At 70.7% G+C, this 21,161-nt stretch carries 23 protein-coding genes and 1 riboswitch; of the genes, 10 read left to right on the top strand and 13 right to left on the bottom strand.

From position 1 onward, the window contains the following. Positions 1-22: 22 nt before the first annotated feature. Together C1C97_RS07105 and C1C97_RS07100 are read right to left on the bottom strand one after the other, a co-directional pair. Positions 23-1,456 (bottom strand): LLM class flavin-dependent oxidoreductase, encoded by a 1,434-nt coding sequence (locus C1C97_RS07105; protein WP_233542799.1) that lies wholly within the window; start codon positions 1,454-1,456, stop codon positions 23-25. Position 1,457: 1 nt separating this feature from the next. Next, positions 1,458-2,222, bottom strand: coding sequence for a 3-oxoacyl-ACP reductase (locus tag C1C97_RS07100; RefSeq protein WP_121030873.1), 765 nt, complete (start codon positions 2,220-2,222; stop codon positions 1,458-1,460). A 45-nt stretch (positions 2,223-2,267) separates the two neighbouring features. Beyond that, a riboswitch (TPP riboswitch) is annotated at positions 2,268-2,403 on the bottom strand. A gap of 161 nt (positions 2,404-2,564) precedes the next feature. On the opposite strand from C1C97_RS07100, the gene C1C97_RS12165 reads away from it, so the two are divergent. Further along, entirely contained in the window at positions 2,565-2,903 is a 339-nt protein-coding gene (locus C1C97_RS12165; RefSeq protein WP_147406057.1) for a hypothetical protein, read from the top strand. A 24-nt stretch (positions 2,904-2,927) separates the two neighbouring features. Here the strand turns inward: C1C97_RS12165 and C1C97_RS07095 are convergent, their stop codons facing one another. Then, entirely contained in the window at positions 2,928-3,149 is a 222-nt protein-coding gene (locus C1C97_RS07095) for a hypothetical protein (protein ID WP_147406056.1), read from the bottom strand. A 209-nt stretch (positions 3,150-3,358) separates the two neighbouring features. Between C1C97_RS07095 and nhaA the strand changes: the two genes are divergently transcribed. Then, positions 3,359-4,744 carry a Na+/H+ antiporter NhaA gene (gene nhaA / locus C1C97_RS07090; protein ID WP_121030871.1) on the top strand — a complete coding sequence of 462 codons (1,386 nt, stop codon included), beginning with the start codon at positions 3,359-3,361 and terminating at the stop codon, positions 4,742-4,744. Between the two features lie 267 nt (positions 4,745-5,011). On the opposite strand, the gene C1C97_RS07085 is transcribed toward nhaA, so the two are convergent. Continuing rightward, complete coding sequence (locus tag C1C97_RS07085) at positions 5,012-5,326, bottom strand: hypothetical protein (RefSeq protein ID WP_121030869.1); 315 nt, start codon at positions 5,324-5,326, stop codon at positions 5,012-5,014. A gap of 120 nt (positions 5,327-5,446) precedes the next feature. Next, the gene (gene nadE / locus C1C97_RS07080) at positions 5,447-6,274 is read right to left on the bottom strand and encodes an ammonia-dependent NAD(+) synthetase (protein WP_110920571.1); all 828 of its coding nucleotides are present in this window, start codon (positions 6,272-6,274) and stop codon (positions 5,447-5,449) included. Positions 6,275-6,407: 133 nt separating this feature from the next. Between nadE and C1C97_RS07075 the strand changes: the two genes are divergently transcribed. From C1C97_RS07075 to C1C97_RS12715, 4 genes are all read left to right on the top strand, one after another. Next, positions 6,408-7,190: an enoyl-CoA hydratase gene (locus tag C1C97_RS07075; RefSeq protein WP_110920570.1), complete on the top strand. Its 783-nt coding sequence runs from the start codon at positions 6,408-6,410 to the stop codon at positions 7,188-7,190. A 332-nt stretch (positions 7,191-7,522) separates the two neighbouring features. Next, on the top strand, positions 7,523-7,924 hold the full coding sequence (locus tag C1C97_RS07070; RefSeq protein ID WP_110920569.1) for a TOBE domain-containing protein: 402 nt from the start codon (positions 7,523-7,525) through the stop codon (positions 7,922-7,924). After that, positions 7,924-8,778, top strand: coding sequence for a molybdate ABC transporter substrate-binding protein (gene modA / locus C1C97_RS07065; RefSeq protein WP_121031430.1), 855 nt, complete (start codon positions 7,924-7,926; stop codon positions 8,776-8,778). The genes C1C97_RS07070 and modA overlap by 1 nt, the downstream gene beginning before the upstream one ends. Beyond that, positions 8,775-10,403 carry an ABC transporter permease gene (locus tag C1C97_RS12715; protein WP_110920863.1) on the top strand — a complete coding sequence of 543 codons (1,629 nt, stop codon included), beginning with the start codon at positions 8,775-8,777 and terminating at the stop codon, positions 10,401-10,403. The genes modA and C1C97_RS12715 overlap by 4 nt, the downstream gene beginning before the upstream one ends. Before the next feature lie 68 nt (positions 10,404-10,471). Here C1C97_RS12715 and C1C97_RS07055 read toward each other — a convergent pair whose 3' ends face one another. From C1C97_RS07055 to C1C97_RS07045, 3 genes are all read right to left on the bottom strand, one after another. After that, complete coding sequence (locus tag C1C97_RS07055) at positions 10,472-11,266, bottom strand: hypothetical protein (protein ID WP_110920864.1); 795 nt, start codon at positions 11,264-11,266, stop codon at positions 10,472-10,474. Continuing rightward, positions 11,263-12,273, bottom strand: a complete 1,011-nt coding sequence (locus C1C97_RS07050) for an ABC transporter ATP-binding protein (RefSeq protein WP_121030867.1) — start codon at positions 12,271-12,273, stop codon at positions 11,263-11,265. The genes C1C97_RS07055 and C1C97_RS07050 overlap by 4 nt, the downstream gene beginning before the upstream one ends. 115 nt (positions 12,274-12,388) lie before the next feature. Next, on the bottom strand, positions 12,389-12,739 hold the full coding sequence (locus C1C97_RS07045) for a hypothetical protein (protein WP_233542798.1): 351 nt from the start codon (positions 12,737-12,739) through the stop codon (positions 12,389-12,391). Between the two features lie 305 nt (positions 12,740-13,044). Here C1C97_RS07045 and C1C97_RS07040 point away from each other — a divergent pair, with 305 nt between their 5' ends. The 3 genes from C1C97_RS07040 (at position 13,045) to C1C97_RS07030 (ending at position 15,546) form a co-directional block, all read left to right on the top strand. After that, entirely contained in the window at positions 13,045-14,358 is a 1,314-nt protein-coding gene (locus C1C97_RS07040) for a dicarboxylate/amino acid:cation symporter (RefSeq protein WP_233542797.1), read from the top strand. Between the two features lie 125 nt (positions 14,359-14,483). Beyond that, entirely contained in the window at positions 14,484-14,777 is a 294-nt protein-coding gene (locus C1C97_RS07035) for a putative quinol monooxygenase (RefSeq protein ID WP_110920900.1), read from the top strand. A 7-nt stretch (positions 14,778-14,784) separates the two neighbouring features. Further along, complete coding sequence (locus tag C1C97_RS07030; RefSeq protein ID WP_233542796.1) at positions 14,785-15,546, top strand: hypothetical protein; 762 nt, start codon at positions 14,785-14,787, stop codon at positions 15,544-15,546. A 139-nt stretch (positions 15,547-15,685) separates the two neighbouring features. Here the strand turns inward: C1C97_RS07030 and C1C97_RS07025 are convergent, their stop codons facing one another. The 3 genes from C1C97_RS07025 to C1C97_RS07015 form a co-directional block, all read right to left on the bottom strand. Further along, entirely contained in the window at positions 15,686-16,066 is a 381-nt protein-coding gene (locus C1C97_RS07025) for an SdpI family protein (protein WP_110920901.1), read from the bottom strand. Between the two features lie 88 nt (positions 16,067-16,154). After that, a complete protein-coding gene (locus C1C97_RS07020; protein WP_121030863.1) occupies positions 16,155-17,225 on the bottom strand; it encodes a permease in 1,071 nt (356 codons plus the stop codon). A gap of 63 nt (positions 17,226-17,288) precedes the next feature. Further along, positions 17,289-17,792, bottom strand: a complete 504-nt coding sequence (locus tag C1C97_RS07015; protein ID WP_110920661.1) for a hypothetical protein — start codon at positions 17,790-17,792, stop codon at positions 17,289-17,291. Positions 17,793-17,900: 108 nt separating this feature from the next. On the opposite strand from C1C97_RS07015, the gene C1C97_RS07010 reads away from it, so the two are divergent. Then, positions 17,901-18,395: a GNAT family N-acetyltransferase gene (locus C1C97_RS07010; protein ID WP_121030861.1), complete on the top strand. Its 495-nt coding sequence runs from the start codon at positions 17,901-17,903 to the stop codon at positions 18,393-18,395. Between the two features lie 36 nt (positions 18,396-18,431). Here the strand turns inward: C1C97_RS07010 and C1C97_RS07005 are convergent, their stop codons facing one another. Both C1C97_RS07005 and C1C97_RS07000 read right to left on the bottom strand, forming a co-directional pair. Continuing rightward, positions 18,432-18,983: a GNAT family N-acetyltransferase gene (locus tag C1C97_RS07005; RefSeq protein ID WP_233542795.1), complete on the bottom strand. Its 552-nt coding sequence runs from the start codon at positions 18,981-18,983 to the stop codon at positions 18,432-18,434. Between the two features lie 5 nt (positions 18,984-18,988). Next, positions 18,989-21,028, bottom strand: a complete 2,040-nt coding sequence (locus C1C97_RS07000; RefSeq protein WP_121030857.1) for an AMP-binding protein — start codon at positions 21,026-21,028, stop codon at positions 18,989-18,991. Between the last annotated feature and the right edge of the window lie 133 nt (positions 21,029-21,161).

The following is a 21,161-nucleotide window of genomic DNA, read 5'->3' as shown; positions in this document are numbered from 1 at the left end:
GGCGTCGTCGTGCGGTGGGTGGTCAGCCCCGGGTGAGATGACCGCGCAGCGTGGTGGCCGTGTACTCGGTGCGGAAGAGACCGCGGCGCTGCAGCTCGGGGACCACGAGGTCCACGAAGTCCGTGAGCGAGTCCGGCTGCACGGACGGCATGAGGTTGAAGCCGTCCGCGCCGCCGTTCTCGAGCCATTCCTGCATCCGGTCCGCAATGGACTCCGGCGTGCCCACCATGGTGCAGTGGCCGCCACCCGCGGCCAGGCGCCCGAGCAGCTGACGGACCGTGGGGTGCTCCGCCTCGATGATCCGCAGGATGGTGCCGTAGCGGCCCTGCGGCCCGGTGAACTCCTCCAGGGGCGGCAGCGGGGGAACGGGCGCGTCCTGCTCCCACTGGGAGCAGTCCTGCTCCACGAACGTGGAGAGCTGCGCGAGCGACTGCTCCACGGGCAGCAGGCGGTCCACGCGGTCCTGCTTGGCGAGGGCCTCCTCGTGGGTGCGGCCCACGTAGGTGACGAGTCCGGGCATCACGGCCACGGATTCCGGATCGCGGCCGGCCCGTGCCACCTGCGCCTTGACCGAGGAGTAGTACTCCTGGGCGGCGGGGAGGTCGTAGGCCACGGCGTAGATCCCCTCCGCGAAGTCCCCGGCCAGGGCCTTGCCGGGGCCGGACGCACCGGCCTGGAACAGCACCGGTTCACCCTGCGGGGAGCGCGGGACCGTGAGGGGCCCGTCCACCAGGAAGTGGCGGCCCTCGTGGTCCAGACGGTGCAGCCTGGACGGGTCCGCCCACCGGCCCTCGGGGTCCGCGGTGATGGCGTCCTCGTCCCAGCTGGCCCACAGCGCGCGGGCCACCTCCACGAACTCACGGGCGCGCTCGTAGCGCTCGTCCTTGGGCGGCATGGACGCGTAGCCGTGGTTGCGGGCCTCGTCGTCCCACATGGAGGTCACCACGTTCCAACCCGCCCGGCCGCCCGAGATGTGGTCCAGGGACGCCAGCATCCGGGCGGCGTGGAACGGGGTGAAGAACGTGGAAGACACGGTGCACACCAGGCCGATGCGCTCGGTGGCCCGCGCCATCGCGGACAGCGCGGTTAGCGGTTCCAGGGACCAGTGGGGTCCGCCGGAGACGTCGCCCACGCTGTGGCCGTCCGCGAAGAACACGGCGTCGAACAGGCCGCGCTCTGCCAGCTGGGCGAGTTCCTCGTAGTAGCTGATGTCCGTGAGCCGGTGCACCGAGGAATCCGGGGCGCGCCACGCCGCCTGGTGGTGGCCGGTGCCGTAGAGGAACGCGTTGAGGTGGAGGCGGCGGGCCGGTGCCTTCGTGGGCGACGACGCCGCAGCAATCGTCCGCGGCGTCGGTTCGGCGTCGGGCGCGGTTGCCGACGCCGCACCCCCGGCAGGTGCGGTGCGCGCGGGACCGGGCCGGGCGGCGTCGTCGTCGTGCGTGGAGGGGGCGGCCATGTCAGTCCATCACCAGCCCGCCGTCGACCACGAGGTTCTGGCCGGTGACCCCGCGGGACCAGTCCGAGGCGAAGAACAGGGCGGTGTCCGCGAACTCCTCGGGGGTGGTCACGCGGCCCAGGGGAGTGCCGGCGGCAATGAAGTCGAAGACCTCGTCCGGGGTGGCGGCGCTCGCGTCCGTGGTGCGCAGCAGGCCGCCGGAGATCATGTTCACGGTGATGCCCTGTGGGCCGAGGTCCTTGGCGGCGGTGCGGGTGAGGGAGAGCAGGGCGGCCTTCGCGGCGGTGTAGTCGTGGTAGGGGACCACGGGGTTCTGGAAGAGGTTGGTGCCGATGTTGACGATGCGCCCCTCACCGGCCTCGGCCATGCCCGGGGTGACCGCCTGCATGACGTTGAGAGCACCGATCACGGCGCCCTGGAACTGCTGGGTGAGGTTCTCCGCGGTCAGGTTCTCCAGGGTGGGTCGGGCGTCCCCGTTGAAGCTGAAGTCCACCAGGGCGTTGTTCACGGCCACCGTGATCGGTGCACCGAAGTGCTCCCGGGCGCGGGCGACCATGTCCCGCACCTGCTGCGCGTCGGTCACGTCCGCCTGGACCGCCAGAGCCCGGTCCTCCCCGAGCTCACGGACCAGCGCCCGGGCACGGTCCTCGCTCGCGTGGTAGTTGACGACGACGCGCGCGCCCTCCCGCGCGAACGCCCGGCTGAGGTGCTCCCCCAGCCCACGGGCTCCCCCGGTGACCAGGACGACGGTGTTCTCGATCCGCATGCTCACTCCTGTGGCTCACGGCGAAGAAAGCGGTGCGCCACCTGCGCGGTGCCACCGTGACATCCCTTCGCCAGTACTAACTGGACAGGTTCGACGGGTGTCATCTCAGCCGCTGCGGTCCCCCGCTCCGTCCGGTCGACCGGGAGGAGTGGGGAGGTCAGCGGCACCCCGTGTCACTGGGGGTCAGTCTAGCCAGGGGGCCTGTCGGGGGCCACGGGAGCGAGCACTCCTGCGAAACCCGTTTTCACGGGGCAACCTGGTGTGGAGGTGTCAGGATCATTCACCACGGGCCGCGCCCGGTGCCCGAGGTCTGGCCATGGAATCCGGAATGGAGACGAGCGAATGCCACAGGAAACACCCGCTGCGGGAGCGCAGAAAATCGGATGGATACTCTGGCTGCTTGCAACGTTGCTGTGGGCCGCGGGACTCGTGATCGAGCGTCTCGTGTATTCCGGACCTCTTTCGTGCGAACTCGGTCAGGGCAGTTCGATCTACGGTGAGCCAGGGTGGAGCTGGGTGCCGCTGGGCCACACGTGCACCTGGGAGAACGTGGGCGGCGTGACGGTCGTGGACGAGCCGTCCATGATGACCCTCGTTCCGGCGCTGGTCCTGTTCTTGTGGGGGATCAGCCTGATGATGGCTCGTGCCTCCAGGCCACAGCCGCGCCAGAATCCGGAGTAGCCGGTCTTCTCGGTGGCCGCTCGTTCAGGACAGACCGCTGCTCGCAGAGCGGCGCGCAACGCGGCGGCGCTCTGCCTGGGCCTCTGCGCGGCGTTCTTTCACAGCCCTCGAGAAGCAGATGGCAGCGAACAGCAACAACATGGTCACAACCATCCAGGATTCCCCGGCGCCGATGACCATGATCACGAATAGGGCCAGCAGTGCGGACCCCTGGATCAGCAAGCCCACCGATTTTCGTTTCAGCATGTCCCCACCGTAGACAGATCCCGGTCACCTCGCTGCCTGTGTCGAAGCGCGGTGCCACAGGTGCCGGGTCGAATGCCTGGCGACGGTTCCCTCGGGGAGCCGCACGGCCGAGGGGTGAACGGCGGCGCCCTGTTATCCTTGATGGCTGGTGTGTCGGGAAGTCTGGTCGGCGGAAATATGCGTGATGTCCGTCGACACTGGAGTGATCCATGCCCCTGCACCACACGACCACCCCTGCCCACCGTGAGCCCGAGACATCGGACACCGTTGCGCAGGCAGAGTCCACCGGCTTCGTCTCCGAGCCCGGTTTCGCCAACCATCCCGAGCCCCCGTGCGAGTCCGACCGCCCCTCGGGCGGCGTCTTCTCCCGCCTGCAGGACGTCCTGCGCCGCGAGACCGTGGCCGGCATCCTCCTGGTGGTTGCCGCGGTCATCGCCATCGTCTGGGCCAACTCGCCCTTCTCGGACGGCTACTTCGCCCTCCGTGACCTCAAGGTGGGCTACGAGCCCTGGCACCTGAACCTCAGCCTCGGCGCCTGGGCCGCGGACGGCCTGCTCGCCATCTTCTTCTTCCTCGTGGGCCTGGAGCTCAAACGCGAGTTCGTCGCGGGTGATCTGCGGGACCTCGGCAAGGCGGCGGTGCCGATCGCGGCGGCCGTGGGCGGCGTCGTCGTCCCCGCAGTGCTGTACGCGGCGGTGAACCTGGCGAGTCCCGGGACCCTGGGCGGCTGGGCGATCCCCACCGCCACGGACATCGCGTTCGCGGTAGCGGTGCTGGCGATCGTGGGCTCGCACCTGCCCAGTGCGCTCCGCCTGTTCCTGCTGACGCTCGCGGTGGTGGACGACCTGCTCGCCATCACGATCATCGCGGTCTTCTACACCGACGAGGTCCACGTCCTCCCGCTGCTCCTCGCGCTCGTCCCGCTGGCCGCCTTCGCGGCACTGACGCACCGCTTCCCCCGGTTCTTCGCCCACCGCACCTGGGCCGCCTGGGTGATCCTGGTGCCGCTGGCCGTCATCACGTGGGCCCTGGTGCACGAGGTCGGGATCCACGCCACGGTTGCGGGCGTCCTGCTCGGCTTCGCGGTCCCCGTCATGGGCGCCAAGGCGTCCGGGGAGCCGGTAGAGCTCGCCGAGCACCTGGAGCACCGCGTCCGGCCCCTGTCCGCAGGATTCGCGGTGCCGGTCTTCGCGTTCTTCTCCGCGGGCGTCGCCGTGGGCGGCTGGGACGGACTGACGACGGCGCTCGCCGCCCCCGTCACGCTCGGCATCATCGCGGGCCTCGTCCTGGGCAAGCCGCTGGGCGTCATCGGTGCCACCTGGCTCGCCACCACCCTCACCGGACGGAAGCTGGACCCCTCCTACCGGTGGATCGACCTGGTGGGCATCGCGCTGCTGGCGGGCATCGGGTTCACGGTGTCCCTGCTGATCTCGGAGCTCAGTTTCGACCCGTCCGCGGCCGCCGGGGACCAGGCCAAGGTGGCCGTGCTGACCGCCTCGGTGCTCGCGGCGGTGCTGGCCGGGCTGGTGCTGGCGGTCCGCAATCGCCGCTACCGCAGCAGCCGTGGGGACACTGCCCCGCAGGCCGCGGCCTGACCCACCGCACCCGGCGCATCCCCGGTGGGGCGTGTCGGTCGTCCCCGTCCCGGGGCGGTCCACCGGCGACTGCCCCGTTCGCACGGGCCGCGTGGACGTGGGGCCGGCGCCCTGATGTGGTGGGTACTGCTGGTGGCGATCGCACTGGCCGCGTGGACATGGGGCCAGCCGGGCACGGGGGCCGAGAACGGCGCAGGGGCCCACTCGCGAACGAGTGGGCCCCTGGCTGCAGTTCCGGATCAGGAGAACTGCCAAGCAGAGTGTCGATCAGCGACCGGTGCGGTCGGTGCCGTCCACGTTGGTGGTGCCCGTGGTGTGGCCGCGATCCGTGGAACCCGCGGTGTGCGTGCGGTCGGTGGTGCCGACGTTGTGGTTGCGCTCCACGGGAACGGTCTTGTTCTTCTTCAGCAGGCCGCCCAGACCGGCGAGACCGAGCAGACCCCACAGGCCGGCGTTGCCGTGGCCCTTGTCCTCCTGCTGGCTGGAGGCGGGAGCGGGGCTCTCCGTGGCGGCCATGGCCGGGGCGGACACGCCGGACAGGATGGCCAGGGACAGAGCGGCAGTAGCTGCGGTCTTACGCATCGCGGATTCTCCTTCGATGGGGGCACGTCCTCTGATGGGGACGCAACTATCACCCTACTTGTGATTGTGCAGACTCGCTGGTGTGTGTCTGGAGCGGGGTCCGCCCGGTTGGTGGCGGAATCAGCCCTCCCGCCACCACTCATCCGCCGGGGTCACCGGCACGGTGCGCTTGTGGCGGGAGCGCAGGAAGATCTGCTCCAGCTTCTCCGCCACCTGCACGGGGACGTCCTTGCCCTCCAGATAGTCGTCGATGTCCTCGTACGTGAGGCCCAGCTCGTCCTCGTCCGTGCGACCGGGGTTGTCGTTGAGCAGGTCCGCGGTGGGGACCTTCCCCACGAGGCGCTCCGAGGCGCCCAGGTACTCCAGCAGCTGCCGGTTCTGCCCCTTGTCCAGCCCGGCCAGCGGCAGCAGGTCCGCGCCGCCGTCCCCGAACTTGGTGAAGAACCCCGTGATGGACTCCGCCGCGTGGTCCGTGCCGATCACCAGCAGGTTGTGGTCCCCGCCCACCGCGTACTGCGCCGTCATCCGCACGCGGGCCTTGGTGTTGCCGCGCGTGAAGTCGCTGAGCTGCTCGCCGGTGGCCGCGGCGTAGGCGGCCTCGAACCCGTCCACGGCCGGAGCGACGTCGTACGTGATCACCCGGTCCGGCTCGATGAAGGCGAGCGCGGCCTGGGCGTCGTCCTCGTCCTGCTGGGCGCGGTAGGGCAGGCGCATGGCCACGAACTCCGCGGGGATCTCGTCCTCGCGCAGCTTCTCCACGGCCAGCTGTGCGAGCCGCCCCGCGAGCGTGGAGTCCACGCCGCCGCTGATGCCCAGCACGAAGCCCCTGGTGTGCGTCGCCCGGAGGTAGTCGCACAGGAAGTCGACGCGCCGCGCCGCCTCCTGCTCCGGGTCGATCTGCGGGGCCACCCCGAGTTCGGCGATGATCTGTGCCTGCAATTCACGCATGCCGCCATGCTAGCGACCGCATGTTTCGGGCACGTGACGTCTCCCACCGCGACTGACGACGCCGCCGCCACGCCCACCGGGGCCGCCCGCCCGTGTGAGGTGGGGCACGGTGCCGTCGTGAGATGCTGGACACATGAGCGAAAACAGCTACGAAACCATCCTGGTCCGCCGCGAGGGACGCGTGGGCGTGATCACGCTGAACCGCCCCAAGGCGCTGAACGCGCTGAACATGCAGGCCATGAACGACGTCCTCGCCGCGGCCACCGAGCTGGACCGTGATGCTGAGATCGGCGCGATCGTGCTCACCGGTTCCGAGAAGGCCTTTGCCGCCGGTGCGGACATCAAGGAGATGGGCTCCAAGACCGGTTCGGACATGTACCGCGAGGACTTCTTCTCCGAGTGGGACACCTTCGCCCGGCTGCGCACCCCGAAGATCGCGGCGGTGGCCGGCTACGCGCTCGGCGGCGGCTGCGAGCTCGCCATGATGTGCGACCTCATCATTGCCGCGGACACCGCCAAGTTCGGCCAGCCGGAGATCACACTGGGTGTCATTCCGGGCATGGGCGGCACGCAGCGCATGACGCGCGCGGTGGGCAAGGCCAAGGCCATGGATCTGATCCTCACCGGCCGCCAGATGGACGCCGAGGAGGCCGAGCGCTCCGGGCTGGTCTCGCGCGTGGTTCCCGCCGACTCCCTCATGGACACCGCACTTGAGGTGGCCGGGAAAATCGCGAGCATGTCCAAGCCGGTGGCCCAGCACGCCGTGGAGGCGGTCAACACCGCGTACGAGACCACCCTGGCCACCGGTCTGCAGTACGAGCGCCGCGTGTTCCACGGCCTGTTCTCCACCGCGGACCAGAAGGAGGGCATGGCGGCCTTCACGGAGAAGCGGAAGCCCAACTTCTCCCACGAGTGAGCCCGAGACCGAGCGGCGCAGGGTCTGACCCCGGAGGGGTCGCTGCAGGATGACCGCTCCACGGGACGCCGGACCGCTCGGTGGTGAGCCGGTGGCGGAACTGCTCCACCACGCGGAACGTGCTGACGGGCACGCGCAGGACGGCGCCGTTCCCCGCAAGGTGGGGAGCGGCGCCGTCATCGCCGCGCCCCAGGATCAAGTGCAGACATTGCCCGCTGGGGGCGGAAAAGTGGCAGTAGCTGCATTGAATTCTCAAACGGGGCGAGGGTGAGGGTTCCGCTTCTGCGGAGTAATCCCCGGGGATGGCCCGTATCTGCGGATAGTATGAGCCCATGACCTTCCTCCGTGTGGCCCAGGCCGCTACTTTCATGGGTGTCAGCGACGACACCGTCCGGCGCTGGATCGAACAGGGCGCTCTCACCGGACAGAAGAACTCCGTGGGGCACACCGTGGTGGACGGAGCGGAGCTCGCCGAGCTCGCCCGCCGCAACGCCGTGAGCCCCGAGGATCCCGCGCGCGTGAGCAGTTCCGCCCGCAACCGGCTGGTGGGGCTGGTGACCGCCGTGAAGTCGGACCCCGTGATGTCCCAGGTGGAGCTGCAGTGCGGTCCCCACCGGATCGTGTCGCTGATGAGCACGGAGGCGGTGGAGGAGCTCGGACTCGAACCGGGGTCCGTGGCCACGGCCGTGGTGAAGTCCACCGCGGTCATCGTGGAGACGGAGGGGCGCAAGTGATGGCGAACGGGCACGAGAGCATTCCGGGGGCCGCTGCCTGCGGCGCCGCCCGCCCGGGCCAGCGCCGCCTCACGACCCTCCTCACCGCGGTGGGCCTGGGCGCCCTGCTGCTCACCGGGTGCGGTGGGCAGAGCGGGGGAGGGGATGCCTCGGCGTCGTCGTCGCAGGGCGGGGGCGGGGAGAAGACCCTGCGGGTGTCCGCGGCGGCGTCCCTGACCACGTCCTTCGACCAGCTCTCCGACGAGTTCGAGAAGGACCACCCCGGCGTGACCGTGGACGTGAACTACGGCGGGTCCTCGGGACTCGTGCAGCAGCTCACCGAGGGAGCGGCGGCGGACGTGTTCGCCTCCGCGGACCAGAAGAACATGAAGAAGCTCACGGACGCGGACCTCGCCCAGGGGGATCCGAAGATCTTCGCGACCAACGTGCTGACTCTCGTGGTGCCCAGGGACAATCCGGCAGGCATCGAGAGCTTCCAGGACGTGGTGGACAAGGACGTCAAACTGGTCACGTGCGCCCCGGAGGTGCCGTGCGGTGCGGCCACCAAGAAGGTGGAGAAGGCGGACGGTGTGGAGCTCAAGCCCGTGAGCCAGGAGAACGCCGTGACGGACGTGCTCGGCAAGGTCACGTCCGGTCAGGCGGACGCCGGGATCGTGTACGTCACGGACGCGAAGTCCGCCGGTGACAAGGTCACGAGCATCGACATCCCCAAAACGGACGAGGCGGTCAACAAGTACCCCGTCGTCGCGCTGAAGAAGTCCGAGCAGCCGCAGCTCGCCACCGAGTTCGTGGACCTGGTCACGGGCGAGCGAGGCCAGGAGGTCCTGAAGGACGCGGGCTTCGGCGCACCGTGATCCGCGGCTTCACCGCGACCCCGCGCTGGGTGGTGCTGCCGGCGGCGGTGGGGGCGCTGCTGATCCTGCTGCCGCTGGTGGGCATCCTGCTGCGCATCGACTGGGCGCACCTGGGGGCGCTGCTCACCAGTGAGTCCTCCGTGGCCGCGCTCGGGCTGAGTCTGCGCACCGCGCTCGCGTCCACGGCCTTGTGCCTGGTGCTGGGGTGCCCGTTGGCCCTGGTCCTGGCCCGTTCCACGGCCCGCGCGGTGCGACTGCTGCGGTCCCTGGTGCTCCTGCCGCTCGTGCTCCCACCGGTGGTGGGCGGCATCGCCCTGCTGTACACCTTCGGGCGCACGGGTTTCCTGGGCCGTCCCCTGGCATCCGCGGGCGTGGACATCGCGTTCACCACGGTCGCGGTGGTGCTGGCCCAGACCTTCGTGGCGCTGCCGTTCCTGGTCGTGTCCCTGGAGGGGGCGCTGCGCACCGCGGGCACCCGCTACGAGCAGGTGGCCGCCGGGCTCGGTGCCTCACCCACGCGCACCCTCTTCCGGGTGACCCTGCCGCTCGCGGCGCCCGCTGTCCTCTCCGGGGCGGCGCTGTCCTTCGCGCGCTGCCTGGGCGAGTTCGGGGCGACCCTCACGTTCGCGGGCAGCCTCGAGGGCATCACCCGTACCCTCCCACTCGAGATCTACCTGCAGCGCGAGACCGACCCCGACGCCGCCGTGGCCCTCTCCCTGCTCCTCGTCCTCGTCGCGCTGCTGGTGGTCAGCGTCAGCGCGCCCGCACGACGACGCCGCGGCGCCGGCTTCCGCACCAACCTCGCCCGGTGGGCTAGCAGGGACGGCGCGGCTGAACCGCCGGAGCAGGAAGAGGCAGCCGGGGCCCGGGGACGTGAGGGTGGCTCCGCGGAGCAGACCGGTGCGGAGCCCCCGCGAGGCTTCGAGACGCCGGATGGGTGCGACTCGGCGCCGGGGACCACCAGCACCGCGGATGCGCTCCGGGTGTCCGTGGTGCACGAGCAGCGGCGGGTGGTCGCGGAGTTCACGGTGGAGCCGGGAACCACGGTGGCGCTGCTCGGACCCAACGGTGTGGGCAAGTCCACGGTGCTCGGGACGATCGCCGGGCTGCTGCCCCCGGACCGCGGAGCGGTGCACGTGGGCGAGCACTGCGTGGTCGGCACGGGGCCGGGGGAGCGGCCCGTGTGGGTCCCGGCGCACCGCCGCGGGGTGGCCCTCATGGCCCAGGAGCCGCTGCTGTTCCCCCACCTGAGCGTGCAGGACAACGTGGCGTTCGGTCCCAGGGCGAGGGGTGCGGGGAAGGCTGACGGGCGGCGTCGTGCGCGGCGGTGGCTGCGCGAGGTGGGCGCCGGGGAGTTCGCGGACCGGCGCCCGGACGAGCTCTCCGGCGGTCAGGCCCAGCGCGTGGCCATTGCCCGCGTGCTGGCGGCGGACCCGCGCGTGATCCTGCTGGACGAGCCCATGAGCGCCCTGGACGTGGCCGCCCGGCCACGGATGCGCAGTGTGCTGCAGCGGATCCTGGCCGGGCGGACGGCGGTGGTGATCACCCACGACGAGGCGGACGTGACCGAGCTGGCGGACCGGGTGGTGCGGCTGGAACGGCCGGTATCCGGCACGGATCGCTGAGCGACCAGCGCGAACCGGCCCTCACCCCGGAGGGGCGGGACCGGTTCGTGGCAAAGCGGGCCGTGGGGCTACTTCACCTCGCGCGTGAGCACCCGCCAGATCCCGATCAGCAGGGGCAGGCCGATCCACAGCAGCGCGGAGGTTCCCAGCTGGGCCCACTGCTCCCCCGTGAGATCCAGACCCTCGGTGAGCGGGGTAGCGGCCGCGTTCACGTTCACCCATGCCCCGAGGTCCCGGATGGCGGGTACGAATGCCGCCACCGCGGAGAACAGCACGGGCAGGACGAAGTAGGCCACGATCGCCATGGGCACGGACAGCAGGGCGAGCCCGAAGGCCACACCCTGCAGCACCGCGATCAGCTGCGTCAGCCACACCCCGACGAGCTGGCCCCAGTCCGGATCCGGGTTCAGGGACTGGCCGGTCACCGCGGCAAGGATCAGGAACGCCGCGATGGCCAGGACCCAGGCCAGCGCCACCGCGATGGTGCCCAGCACCACTGCCGAGAGCAGCTTGGCGAGAACCACGCGGAGTCTGCGGGGCTCCTGCGTGAAGGTGATCAGGGCCGTGCGCTGGCTCCACTCGTTGCACGCGGTGATGATGCCGAGCACGGGGAGCAGCAGGCCCTGCGGAGTGGTGGTCACGGAGAGCAGCGCGGACAGGGGTGCGCCGGAGTCCCGGAAAGCCCACATGAACAGTCCCAGGGCCAGCGCGGTGAGCACGCCGATGGCAATCAGCAGACCGCGCCCGGCGCGCGTGTCCACCTGCTTGCGCAGCTCCACGCGCAGCAGGGTGAGGAACGAGAGCCCGCGACCCGTCGGTTCGGTGTGGCCCCAGGGGGCCGTGGTGGTGGTTGCGGTGCTCATGCGGTGGGCTCCTCTCGGGTGGGCGTGTCCTGGGGCGATGACGGCTGTGCGGGTGATGCATCCGGCGCGGTCGCCCCGGACGCCGCGGCGTCACGGGAGGACGTGGTGACGCCCCGATCGCCCCGGGCGGTGTCGGCGGTGAGCTGCAGGAACATGTCCTCCAGGCGGGTGCCGTCCGCGGGGCGCAGCAGGGTCAGGGGCACGCCGGCGTCGAGGGCCACCCGACCCACGCGGGCGGCGTCGGCCTCGATGTCCGCGGCCCCGTCCGCGCGCCCCGCGACGGGGATCCCGGCGGCGCTCAGGGCGTTGGCGAAGGCGGCGCGGTCCTCGGCGTCGGCCACGCACCCCGGGCGGGTGGCGAGGAGGTCCTTCATGCCGCCCTGCGCGACGATCCGGCCGCCGCCGATCATCACGAGGTCGTCCGCGATGAGCTCCACCTCGTGCAGCAGGTGCGAGCTGAGCAGCACCGTGCCGCCCTGGTCCGCGAAGTCCCGCAGCAGTCCGCGCATCCAGTGGATGCCCGCCGGGTCCAGGCCGTTGGCGGGCTCGTCCAGGACCAGCACCTGCGGGCGGCCCATGAGCGCTCCGGCCAGACCGAGGCGCTGGCGCATGCCCAGGGAGTAGTTCTTCACGCGGCGGCGCGCCTCCGAGCGTTCGAGCCCCACGAGGTCCAGCATCTCGTCCACGCGGGCCCTGCCCATCCCCGTGATCGTGGCCGCCAGCTGCAGGACCTCCCGGCCGGTGCGCCCGGGGTGCTGCGCCGCGGCGTCGAGCATCACACCCACGTGACGGCTGGGATTCGGCAGCTCGGAGTAGCGGCGGCCGAGCACCGTCGCAGCACCGGAAGTGGCCGGCGTGAGGCCGGTGAGCATCCGCAGCGCCGTGGACTTCCCGGCGCCGTTCGGGCCCAGGAAGCCGGTGACCCGGCCGGGTTGGGCGACGAAGGAGATGTCGTCCACCGCGGTGAACCCGCCGTAGCGCTTGGTCAGGTGCTCGATCTGAATCATGCCTCCATCCTGACGGCCGGACGGGGCGGGACGGCGGAGGTGGGGGGATGCGGGCGAGTCCCGCGGGGCCGTGCGACAGGCAGGAAGTGCCTACGTGATCAACCAGGCAGGGTTCTCAAGCGCGCTCGGCGCGTGAGCGGAAGACCCTCCTCCACCATGGGAGGCGTGGTTCGTCGACGTTCGCCTCCCACATGTTCAAGTGGATGGTGACTCCCGGGCCCACCGCGTCCTGCACCCTCCCCGCGAGTCGTTCGCCCTCACGGCGGTGGGCCTCGCGCTGCTCCGCCGTGGGCCATCCCTTCTCGTAGTCGAAGTGCTGGTTGAAGTTCCGGGTCCAGGCCAGGATGTCCGCCGTGAGGTCAGGGGGGAGCTGGAAGTCCTCCTCATTCAGGAGACCGTCCTCTCCCCAGAAGGGCCAGCTGCAGCCGTATTCGTTGAACATGCGGACGGTCGACGGTTTTGTCACGGGGCCGTTCCTCTCACGGGAGTGCTGTGGGCCCATGATCCCCCGGCCCGAGGCAACGGGCAACGGTGGGGCGGCGTGGCACACCACGGTCCTCGGTTCGCTCAAGCGCCCCGTCCGGCGCCGGTGGGGAGAACGTCGGGACCGAGCGCGAGCACGCGGCGTCGCCGTGCGACGGATCGGATCGCGGCCCCTGCTACCGTGACCGGGGCCGTCATCCGGGGGCTCGCCCCGTGGTGACAGCGCATCCCATCGCCGCGCCCGCCCATCTGCATGCCCTCAGCCGGGCGAGGAAAGGACCTGTGACTGTGTCTACCGAGAAGAACCGGAGCTGGTGGCGGCGCTACCTGGCGTTCCCGCTGATCTACAAGCTCGGCATCGCCCTGGTGCTCGGTGCCGTGGTGGGCCTGCTGGTCGGCCCGGACATCGCGGTGGTCAAACCCCTGGGGACGGTGTTCCTCCGCCTGCTGCAGATGATGGTGGTCCCCGTGGTGGTGTTCACCCTGGTGGCCGGAGTGTCCTCCGGCAGTGCCGGGCAGTTCGGCCGGGTGGGCGTGAAGATCATGGTCTACTACACGCTGACCACCATGGTGGCCATCACCCTGGGGCTTGCTCTGGCCTCCCTCTTCCAACCCGGCGCGGGGTTGACGCTGCCGGAGGGCACCGAGTCGGCACCGAAGGAGGCACCCCCTCTCAACGAGGTGCTGATGAACATCGTCCCGACCAATCCCATCAGCGCCATGGTCGAGGGGGACATGCTGGCCGTCCTGTTCTTCGCCCTGGTCTTCGGACTGGCCCTGGGTGTCCTCAGGAGCAGCGAGGACGAGCGACTGGCCGGGCTCGGGGAGAACATGCGGCGGTTCTTCGAGGCCGGTGCGGAGGTCACGTTCGTCGCGATCCGCGGCATCCTGGAGTACGCCCCCATCGGCGTGTTCGCGCTGCTCGCCGTCACCCTGGGTGAGACGGGAATGGACGCGCTGGCGCCGCTGGCCGTGCTCACGGCCACGGTGTACGGCGGGGTGGCCGTGCAGATCCTCCTGTACTGCCTGATCCTGCTGGTGTTCGGCCACTCCGTGCGCAGGTTCTTCGCCGCGGCCAAGGAGCCCATGCTCATGTCCTTCGTGACGCGCTCCAGCAGCGGCACCCTGCCGGTGTCCATGCGCGCGGCGGAGAAGATGGGTGTGGATGAGGGCGTCTACGGCTTCACCCTGCCCCTGGGCGCCACCATCAACATGGACGGCACCGCCGTGTACGTGGGGGCGGCCGTCATCTTCGTCGCCAACGTGGCCGGGGTGCACCTGAGCCTCACGGAGCTCATCAGCGTGGCACTCGTGGGCGTGCTCGCCTCCGTGGGAACCGCCGGTGTGCCCGGGGCGGGGCTCATCATGCTGTCCCTGGCGATCACCCAGGCGGGACTGCCCTTCGGTCCGGTCGCGCTCGTGGCCGGCATCGACGCCCTCCTGGACATGGTGCGCTCCATGTGCAACGTCACCGGCGATCTCGCCGGCACGCGCATCGTGGACGGGGGCGCCCGGAGGAGGCGCAGGGTCTTCCCGGCACGCCAGCGCGACGGCATCGCGGCCGCCGGAGAGGGTTCCACGGCTTCCGCGTCCGCGCACTGAGCGAACGGGCGCGCCGGGCGGTACGACGCCGCCCGGACCGGTCGCGGCCGAACGGCGCCCGCCGCGGGTCGGTAGCATGAGCGGGGCCGGGTGGACCCGGCGTCGTCGTCGAGAAGGGACATCCCATGGCTTTTGTCTGCAGCGCCACCTGGACCGCCAAGCCCGGCGAGGAGGAGACCGTGCGTGCCGCGCTCGCCGAGCTCTCACCCGCTTCGCGCGAGGAGCCCGGGAACCTCTACTACCAGGCGTACCAGAGCCCGGAGGAGCCCACCGTGTTCCGCATCTTCGAGGTGTACCAGGACAAGGCCGCGTTCAAGGCGCACGTGGGCTCGGAGCACTTCGCGCAGTTCGGCGTGGGGCAGGCGATCCCGGCCCTGGCGAACAACGAGCACGAGACCTACGAGACGCTCGACGTCTGATCCGCGCGTGAGCAGCCACGACGGGCCGACGGCGCCGCTGCGCCCGGACCCTGCCGACGCCACCGGGTCCCGTGCTTCCGGCGCGGGCAGCGGGCCCGGCCGCACGACGCCGCGGGCAACGGCCCCGGGCAACGCCGCCCGTCCGGGCCACGCCCCCGGCTCCGCATCCGCGGACCCTGCCCCGGGTGAACGGGCACCCACCTGGGCGGTCGTCCTCTCCGAGGTCTTCCAGGCCCCGCTCGTGCTGGCCGCCCTGCTGGTCGTGCTCTCGTGGAGCAGCCACGGCACCCTCGCCGCGCTGCTGTGGGGCGTGGCGGCCGCGCTTGCCGTGTGCGGAGTCTCGCTCGCCACGGTCACCGTGCTGGCCCGCCGCGGCGTGCTCACGGATCACCACGTGAGCGTCAAGGAGCACCGCCGCCCGGTGATGATCGGGACGTTCATCCTGGTGGCGGTCTTTCTCATGATCACGCTGGTGTTCCACGGCCCGGTGGAGATCGTGGGGCTGCTCACGGCCACGCTCGCGGCCAGCGCGGTGGTGGCCCTCGTGAGCCCGCGGTGGAAGATATCGGTGCACGGCATGATGATGGGCGGCACCGCGGTGATCCTGCCCGTCACATGGGGGCCGTGGGGCCTGCTGTTCATCCCGGTAGCGCTCGCGGTGTGCGTGAGCCGCCGCGTGCTGCGCGCCCACACGTGGTCGCAGCTGATCGCGGGTTCGGCGTACGGGGTGGTGTTCCTGGGCGGGATCTACGCGCTCATCGCGGGTTGACGCACCGCGCACCCTCGTCCCGGAGAACGACGGCGCCGCACCGCGCCCGGGTGCCTCACCGCACCCCGGTCCGCGTCCCGTCGCCCTGCCCGGCGAGGCGGCTAGCGGTGTCGTGGCGGTGACCCGCAGGCGCGAGTGCTCACGGGTGCGGAGCTCGAGGAGCGGCGTCGGCCCCCTTCTTGGCGGCACGCGCCATGAAGACCACCGCCACCAGAATTCCGGCCAGTGGGATGATCCCGAGCCACGGGACCAGACCTGCGGGTCCCAGGAAGACCAGAGCCAGACACACCAGGTCGAGGACCAGGACCACGAGACACGCGGTTCTGACCACGGGGAAGGCTGCGGCGTGACCGGCGCGCCACGCCTCGTCGCTGCGCTGCGTGGATTTAGTGCGGATGCCCACGGCCCCGTTCCGCCCCATGTCCCCGTTGGCTCCCATGCGGGTGACCGTGAAGATCACGCCGAGCACCACGACGGACATGACGATGCCGATGAGAGCACCCACGCTGGAGTCATCCATGTCAGGGACGATACCCCCGAGGTACAGTCACGGCACGGGGTGGTGTGCGCCAAGGCGAGCCGACGCCTGACGGGTGCGGGCGGCGTCGTCAGGTCAGCGCCACGAGCAGCCCGGCCGCCAGCAGGCCGCCCACCACGACCCACCCGGTGACGAGCAGGGTGGTGCGGATCCCGAAGTGGCGGGCGACCATCACGATGGACGGAATGCTCAGCCCGGGCAGGGTGATGAGGAGGACCCCGGCCACGCCGTAGCCGGCGCCTGCGGCGGTGAGACCCACGACCACGGGGATCTCGCCGCCCGTGGGGATCACCAGTGCCGCACCGATCACGCCCACCAGGAGCAGTGCGAGCGGCCCGGCGTGCTGGCTCAGGGCCGCGAAGTCCGAGAGCCACCCGGAGAAGAACCCGACGAGCACCACCAGGAGCACGTACTCCGGGACCAGGACCATCAGGTAGCGGCCAAGTGCCCTGCCGAAGCGGGAGAGCATCTCGCCCCACGTTCGCGGGTCGGAGGGCAGGGCCTCGGGGGTCTCGACCTGCACGGTGGAGAAGCGTCGGCTCACGAGCACGGCCGCGATCAGCACCACCACGATGCCGACCACCACGCGAGTGGTCACGAACGGCCAGGACAGGGTGAGCCCCAGGAACACGAGCACCGCGGGGTTGAGCAGGGGGTTGGCCAGCCAGTAGGCCACGGTCGCGCCCGCGGGCGCGCCGGAGCGGCGCAGACCGATGGCCACGGGGGCCGTGCAGCATGTGCACATCATGCTGGGCAGCGCCAGCAGGGCGCCGGAAACGCCTTGTCCCCAGGAGGTTCGGCGGCTCAGCGCGCCCAGCAGCCAGCGGCGCGGCACGAGGGACTCCAGTGCGGCGGCTACGAGCAGCGCCACGAGTGCGGCCTTCCACACGGCCTTGAGGTAGACCACGGTGAAGTCGAACGTGCCCTGCCAAGAGGGCGTGGCACCGGCTGCGCCGAAGATGGCCTTGCCGTCCCACACACCGGTTTCGGCTAGCTTGTGGGCCTTGAGGTCGTACGGGAGCCACTTGGCCCACAGCAGCCCGGCCACCAGGATCCCCAGGGTGAGCGCGAGTCCCACCCAGCCCATCCGATTCTCGGGGGTGGCGGTCTCGGGGGTTTTGACGGGCGCGGTGGTCCTCACGGGGGCCTTTCGGGGCGAGGGGATGATCGCGTCGTCATCCGGGGGCGACGACGCCGGGCCAGCCTACGCCCGACGCCCCCCTTCGGCGGTCGGGCGGCGCGGTGCTCGCACCGAGTTCAGGTACGGCCCCAGGGGCTCCCCATCGGGGAAGTTGCCTCTCAGCTCCTCCATGAAGCCCGTGGGGGTCAGACCGTCCCAGTAGGCGCTGCCACGTTGCGGTTCGACGGCCGGATCGAAGGGGAGGATCTCGAGGGACACGGGCCCGCGGTCCACGGCCACGATCTCGCAGCGGTACTCACGCCGCGCGGTGCCGTCCGAGACCACGACGTGCCCGTACCCCTCCTGCAGGTGCGCCGAGACGACCCGGAGGTCCGGGTGCAGGTCGTCGAGCACTGCAGGAGTCAGCGACAGGTCGTAGAGGAACCCCGCCCAGTTGCACCGCAGGTTCTCCGGGAACTCGCCGTACTCCAGTGCCACCCGTCCGTCCTCCGCCACGGTGATCCCCACGATGTTCTCCCCGGCGGCGACATCGCACGCCCGGTGGTAGAAGTTGTGGGTCTTTCCCATGGATGATTCTCCGTGCTACGAGTGGGGGGCAGGGCGGAACGGTCGAGTCTTGGGCTCGTTGATAAGTGCCTCACCGATGGGGCCTCACGATCCCTGAAGGAGTGTCCCATGAACCATCAAGACCTCTCGTCGGTCCGACCTCTGTCGAGTCGGGACGTCGAGGCTCTCCGTGCGGCCACCCTGGGCAACGTGAACTGGCGCGGAGAACGCTTTTCGCGCGAGGAGGTTCTTGCCGATCCCGCAATCGCCCACTACACGGTGTTCGAACCTGAGCGCGGAGACTTCGGCTTCATCATGGTGGACCCTTCGGGCGTCGTCGGCGTGGCCTGGGCGCAGTTCCTGGGCACGGGGAACCCCGGGTACGGGTTCGTTGCCGCTGACGTTCCGGAAGCCAGTCTGTGGGTGGCCCCCGAACGCCGGGGTGCCGGGCACGGACGTCGTCTGCTCCGACGACTTCTCGCGGAGAGCGCCGCTCGCGGGCACGACCGCGTCAGCCTCTCCGTGGAGGACGGCAACCGCGCGAGAGACCTCTATGAGTCCGAAGGGTTCTTAGCGGTCCCCGGACGAGAGCATGACGGGGTCATGGTGTGGAAGGCGGGGTGACACGGACCGCTCGCTCCGCGGGAGCACTGCAGGGAATCACCAGCAGCGACCTCGAAGATCGACATTGCCCTGCGGCCAGGTGCCCACATCGCGCGTTTCAGAACACACCATCACCGGGGCGCCTGTTTCTTCCACCGTTTGGCTGGAACCGTCGCGGGAACGGAATCGCTCGGTGACCTCAATGCGCTTGTACCCGCACGACTCGTAGAACGGGACTACCTCCTCTCGACAACCGAGGTATCCGTAGTGGGCCGGTGCAATGGATCGGGCGGCGTCCTGCGCCGCAACGAGCAGCCGCGCACCAAGGCCCTGGCCCCGATGCGAGGGGGAGACCAGCACTCCGCCTGTTCCTGCAACCAGCACTTCGTGGTCACCCACGGAAATCATCCGCCGCTGGGTGCCCACGTGACCCACGACCCTCCCGCCCTCCACTGCCATGACGTGCAGCTCGGCGGGAGCGTAGCCGTAGGGTGCGTCAGGGTTCCACGGCCCCTCGTCGGTTCCGTACTCCGCATCGAAGAGCTGCCCCAGCTGGTCGGTCTGCTCGGGTGTCAGCTCCCGGTGCCACACCGAGCTGATGTCAGCCACCAAGCTCACTCACCCCGCAGCGACGGGAAGTCCGTGTCCGCGTACTCCACGGACTCGCCGGACCCGCCCGACGCCGCCTCGGCGTCCCCCAGCGTGTCCGGGTGCAGCAACGACTCCCGGCGGCGCAGCTCCACCCGGCGGATCTTGCCGGAGATGGTCTTGGGCAGCTCGGCGAACTCCAGCCGGCGGATGCGCTTGTACGGGGCGAGGTTCACGCGGCAGTGGTGCAGGATGCTCTCGGCGGTCTCCGCGGTGGGCTTGTGGCCGTCCGCGAGCACCACGTACGCCTTGGGCACCGCCAGGCGGATGGGGTCCGGGGAGGGGACCACGGCCACCTCCACCACGGCGGGGTGCTCGATCACCACGGACTCCAGCTCGAACGGAGAGAGCCGGTAGTCGGAAGCCTTGAACACGTCGTCCGCGCGGCCCACGTACGTGAACACCCCGCTGGCGTCCCGCGAGACCACGTCGCCCGTGTGGTAGACGCCGTCCCGGAACGCGTCCGCGGTCTTCTGCGGGTCCCCGTGGTAGCCGGGGGTCAGCCCGATCGGCCGCGGGTCCAGCCGCAGGCATAGCTCGCCCTCGGTCTCGCTCTCCTGGTCCGTGTTCGGGTCGATCAGCACCACGTCGTAGCCCGGCAGCGCCCGCCCCATGGATCCGGGCTTCACGGGCATGCCCGGGGTGTTGGCGATCTGCAGGGAGGACTCCGTCTGCCCGAACCCGTCCCGGATGTCCGTGCCCCAGGCGGCCTTCACGCGCGAGATGATCTCCGGGTTCAGCGGCTCACCCGCGGACACGGTCTTGCGCGGCGGGTTCTTCAGGTGGCTCAGGTCCGACTGGATCAGCATGCGCCAGACGGTGGGCGGCGCACAGAACGAGGTCACGTGCTCGCGCTCCATCTGATCCATCAGCGCCACGGCGTTGAAGCGCGTGTAGTTGTAGAGGAACACGGTGGCACCGGCGATGAACGGCGCGAAGAAGTTGGACCATGCATGCTTGGCCCACCCCGGCGACGCCACGTTCAGGTGCACGTCCCCGGGCTCCAGGCCGATCCAGTACATCGTGGACAGGTGCCCCACCGGGTAGGACGTGTTCGTGTGCTCCACGAGCTTGGGCAGGGACGTGGTCCCGGACGTGAAGTACAGCAGCAGCGTGGCGTCCGCGGGCGAGGGCTCGAGCACCTCGAACGTCTCCGGCCCGTCGAAGGACCGCGCGTAGTCCAGCACGCGGTGCGCACCGATCGGCGCCAGCTCCACGTTCCCGGACGACGACGCCGCTGCGCCGCCGTCCCCACCGCCCGCACCGGTTGCGGTGCTCGCGGCATCCCCCGGGGTGGCGTCCGAGGAGGAGTCCGCGCCGGAGGCGGACGAGGCGGCGCCCCCGGAGGCGCCGGGGCCCGCGGAACCGGCCGGGCCGGCGTCGTCGTCCGCGGCTGGGTTGGCGGAGGCAAAGGCCCCGGAGGTGGGGCGCACGCGGTGGTCCGGCTGGTCCGGGACCTGGATGATCGTGAAGTCGCCGGGCACGTCCGCGAACTTGAGCGCGTTGCTGTGGGAGGTGACCACCCACGAGGCGTTGCCGCGCTCCACGCGGTCCCGGAGGTCGTTCTCCCCGAGCATCACGGTGGTGGGGATCATGGGTGCGCCCAGTTTGGTGCACGCGAGCATGGTCTCCCAGAGCTCCACCTGGTTGCCGAGCATGAGGATCACCCGGTCCCCACGCTGCACGCCCCGCGCCCGCAACCAGGTGGCCAGCTGCGAGGAACGGCGGGAGAGCTGGGAGTACGTGCGGCGGGTCTGGGTGCCGTCCTCCTCCACGATCACGAGGGCCTCGCGGTCCGCTTCCTCGCCGGCACCGAGGGCGTCGAACCAGTCCAGCGCGAAGTTGAAGTGCTCGAAGCGCGGCCACTCGAACTCGGCGTGGGCGGCGTCCAGGTCCGTGCGCAGGCGCAGCAGCTGGTCCCGCGCGGCGCGGAAGCGCTCGGTGACGGAGCGTCCGCTGCCGGGCTGCTCGGACGCGGAGGGCTGGGGTGCGGCGGTCTCACTCATGGGATCCTCGTTCCAGTGCGGGGACCCCCGTGCCGCGCCCGTGAACCACGGTGTTCAGCGGGGCGGTGCGGCCGCGCGAGGTCCGGATGAGAACTTTTTCTCACGGTACTGCACCGGGCAGGGCGTGTGTGGT

Origin of the sequence: Kocuria tytonis, assembly GCF_003226895.2 — a bacterium.
GTDB classification, from domain to species: Bacteria; Actinomycetota; Actinomycetes; order Actinomycetales; family Micrococcaceae; genus Kocuria; species Kocuria tytonis.
This window is presented reverse-complemented; position numbering and strand designations above follow the sequence as displayed.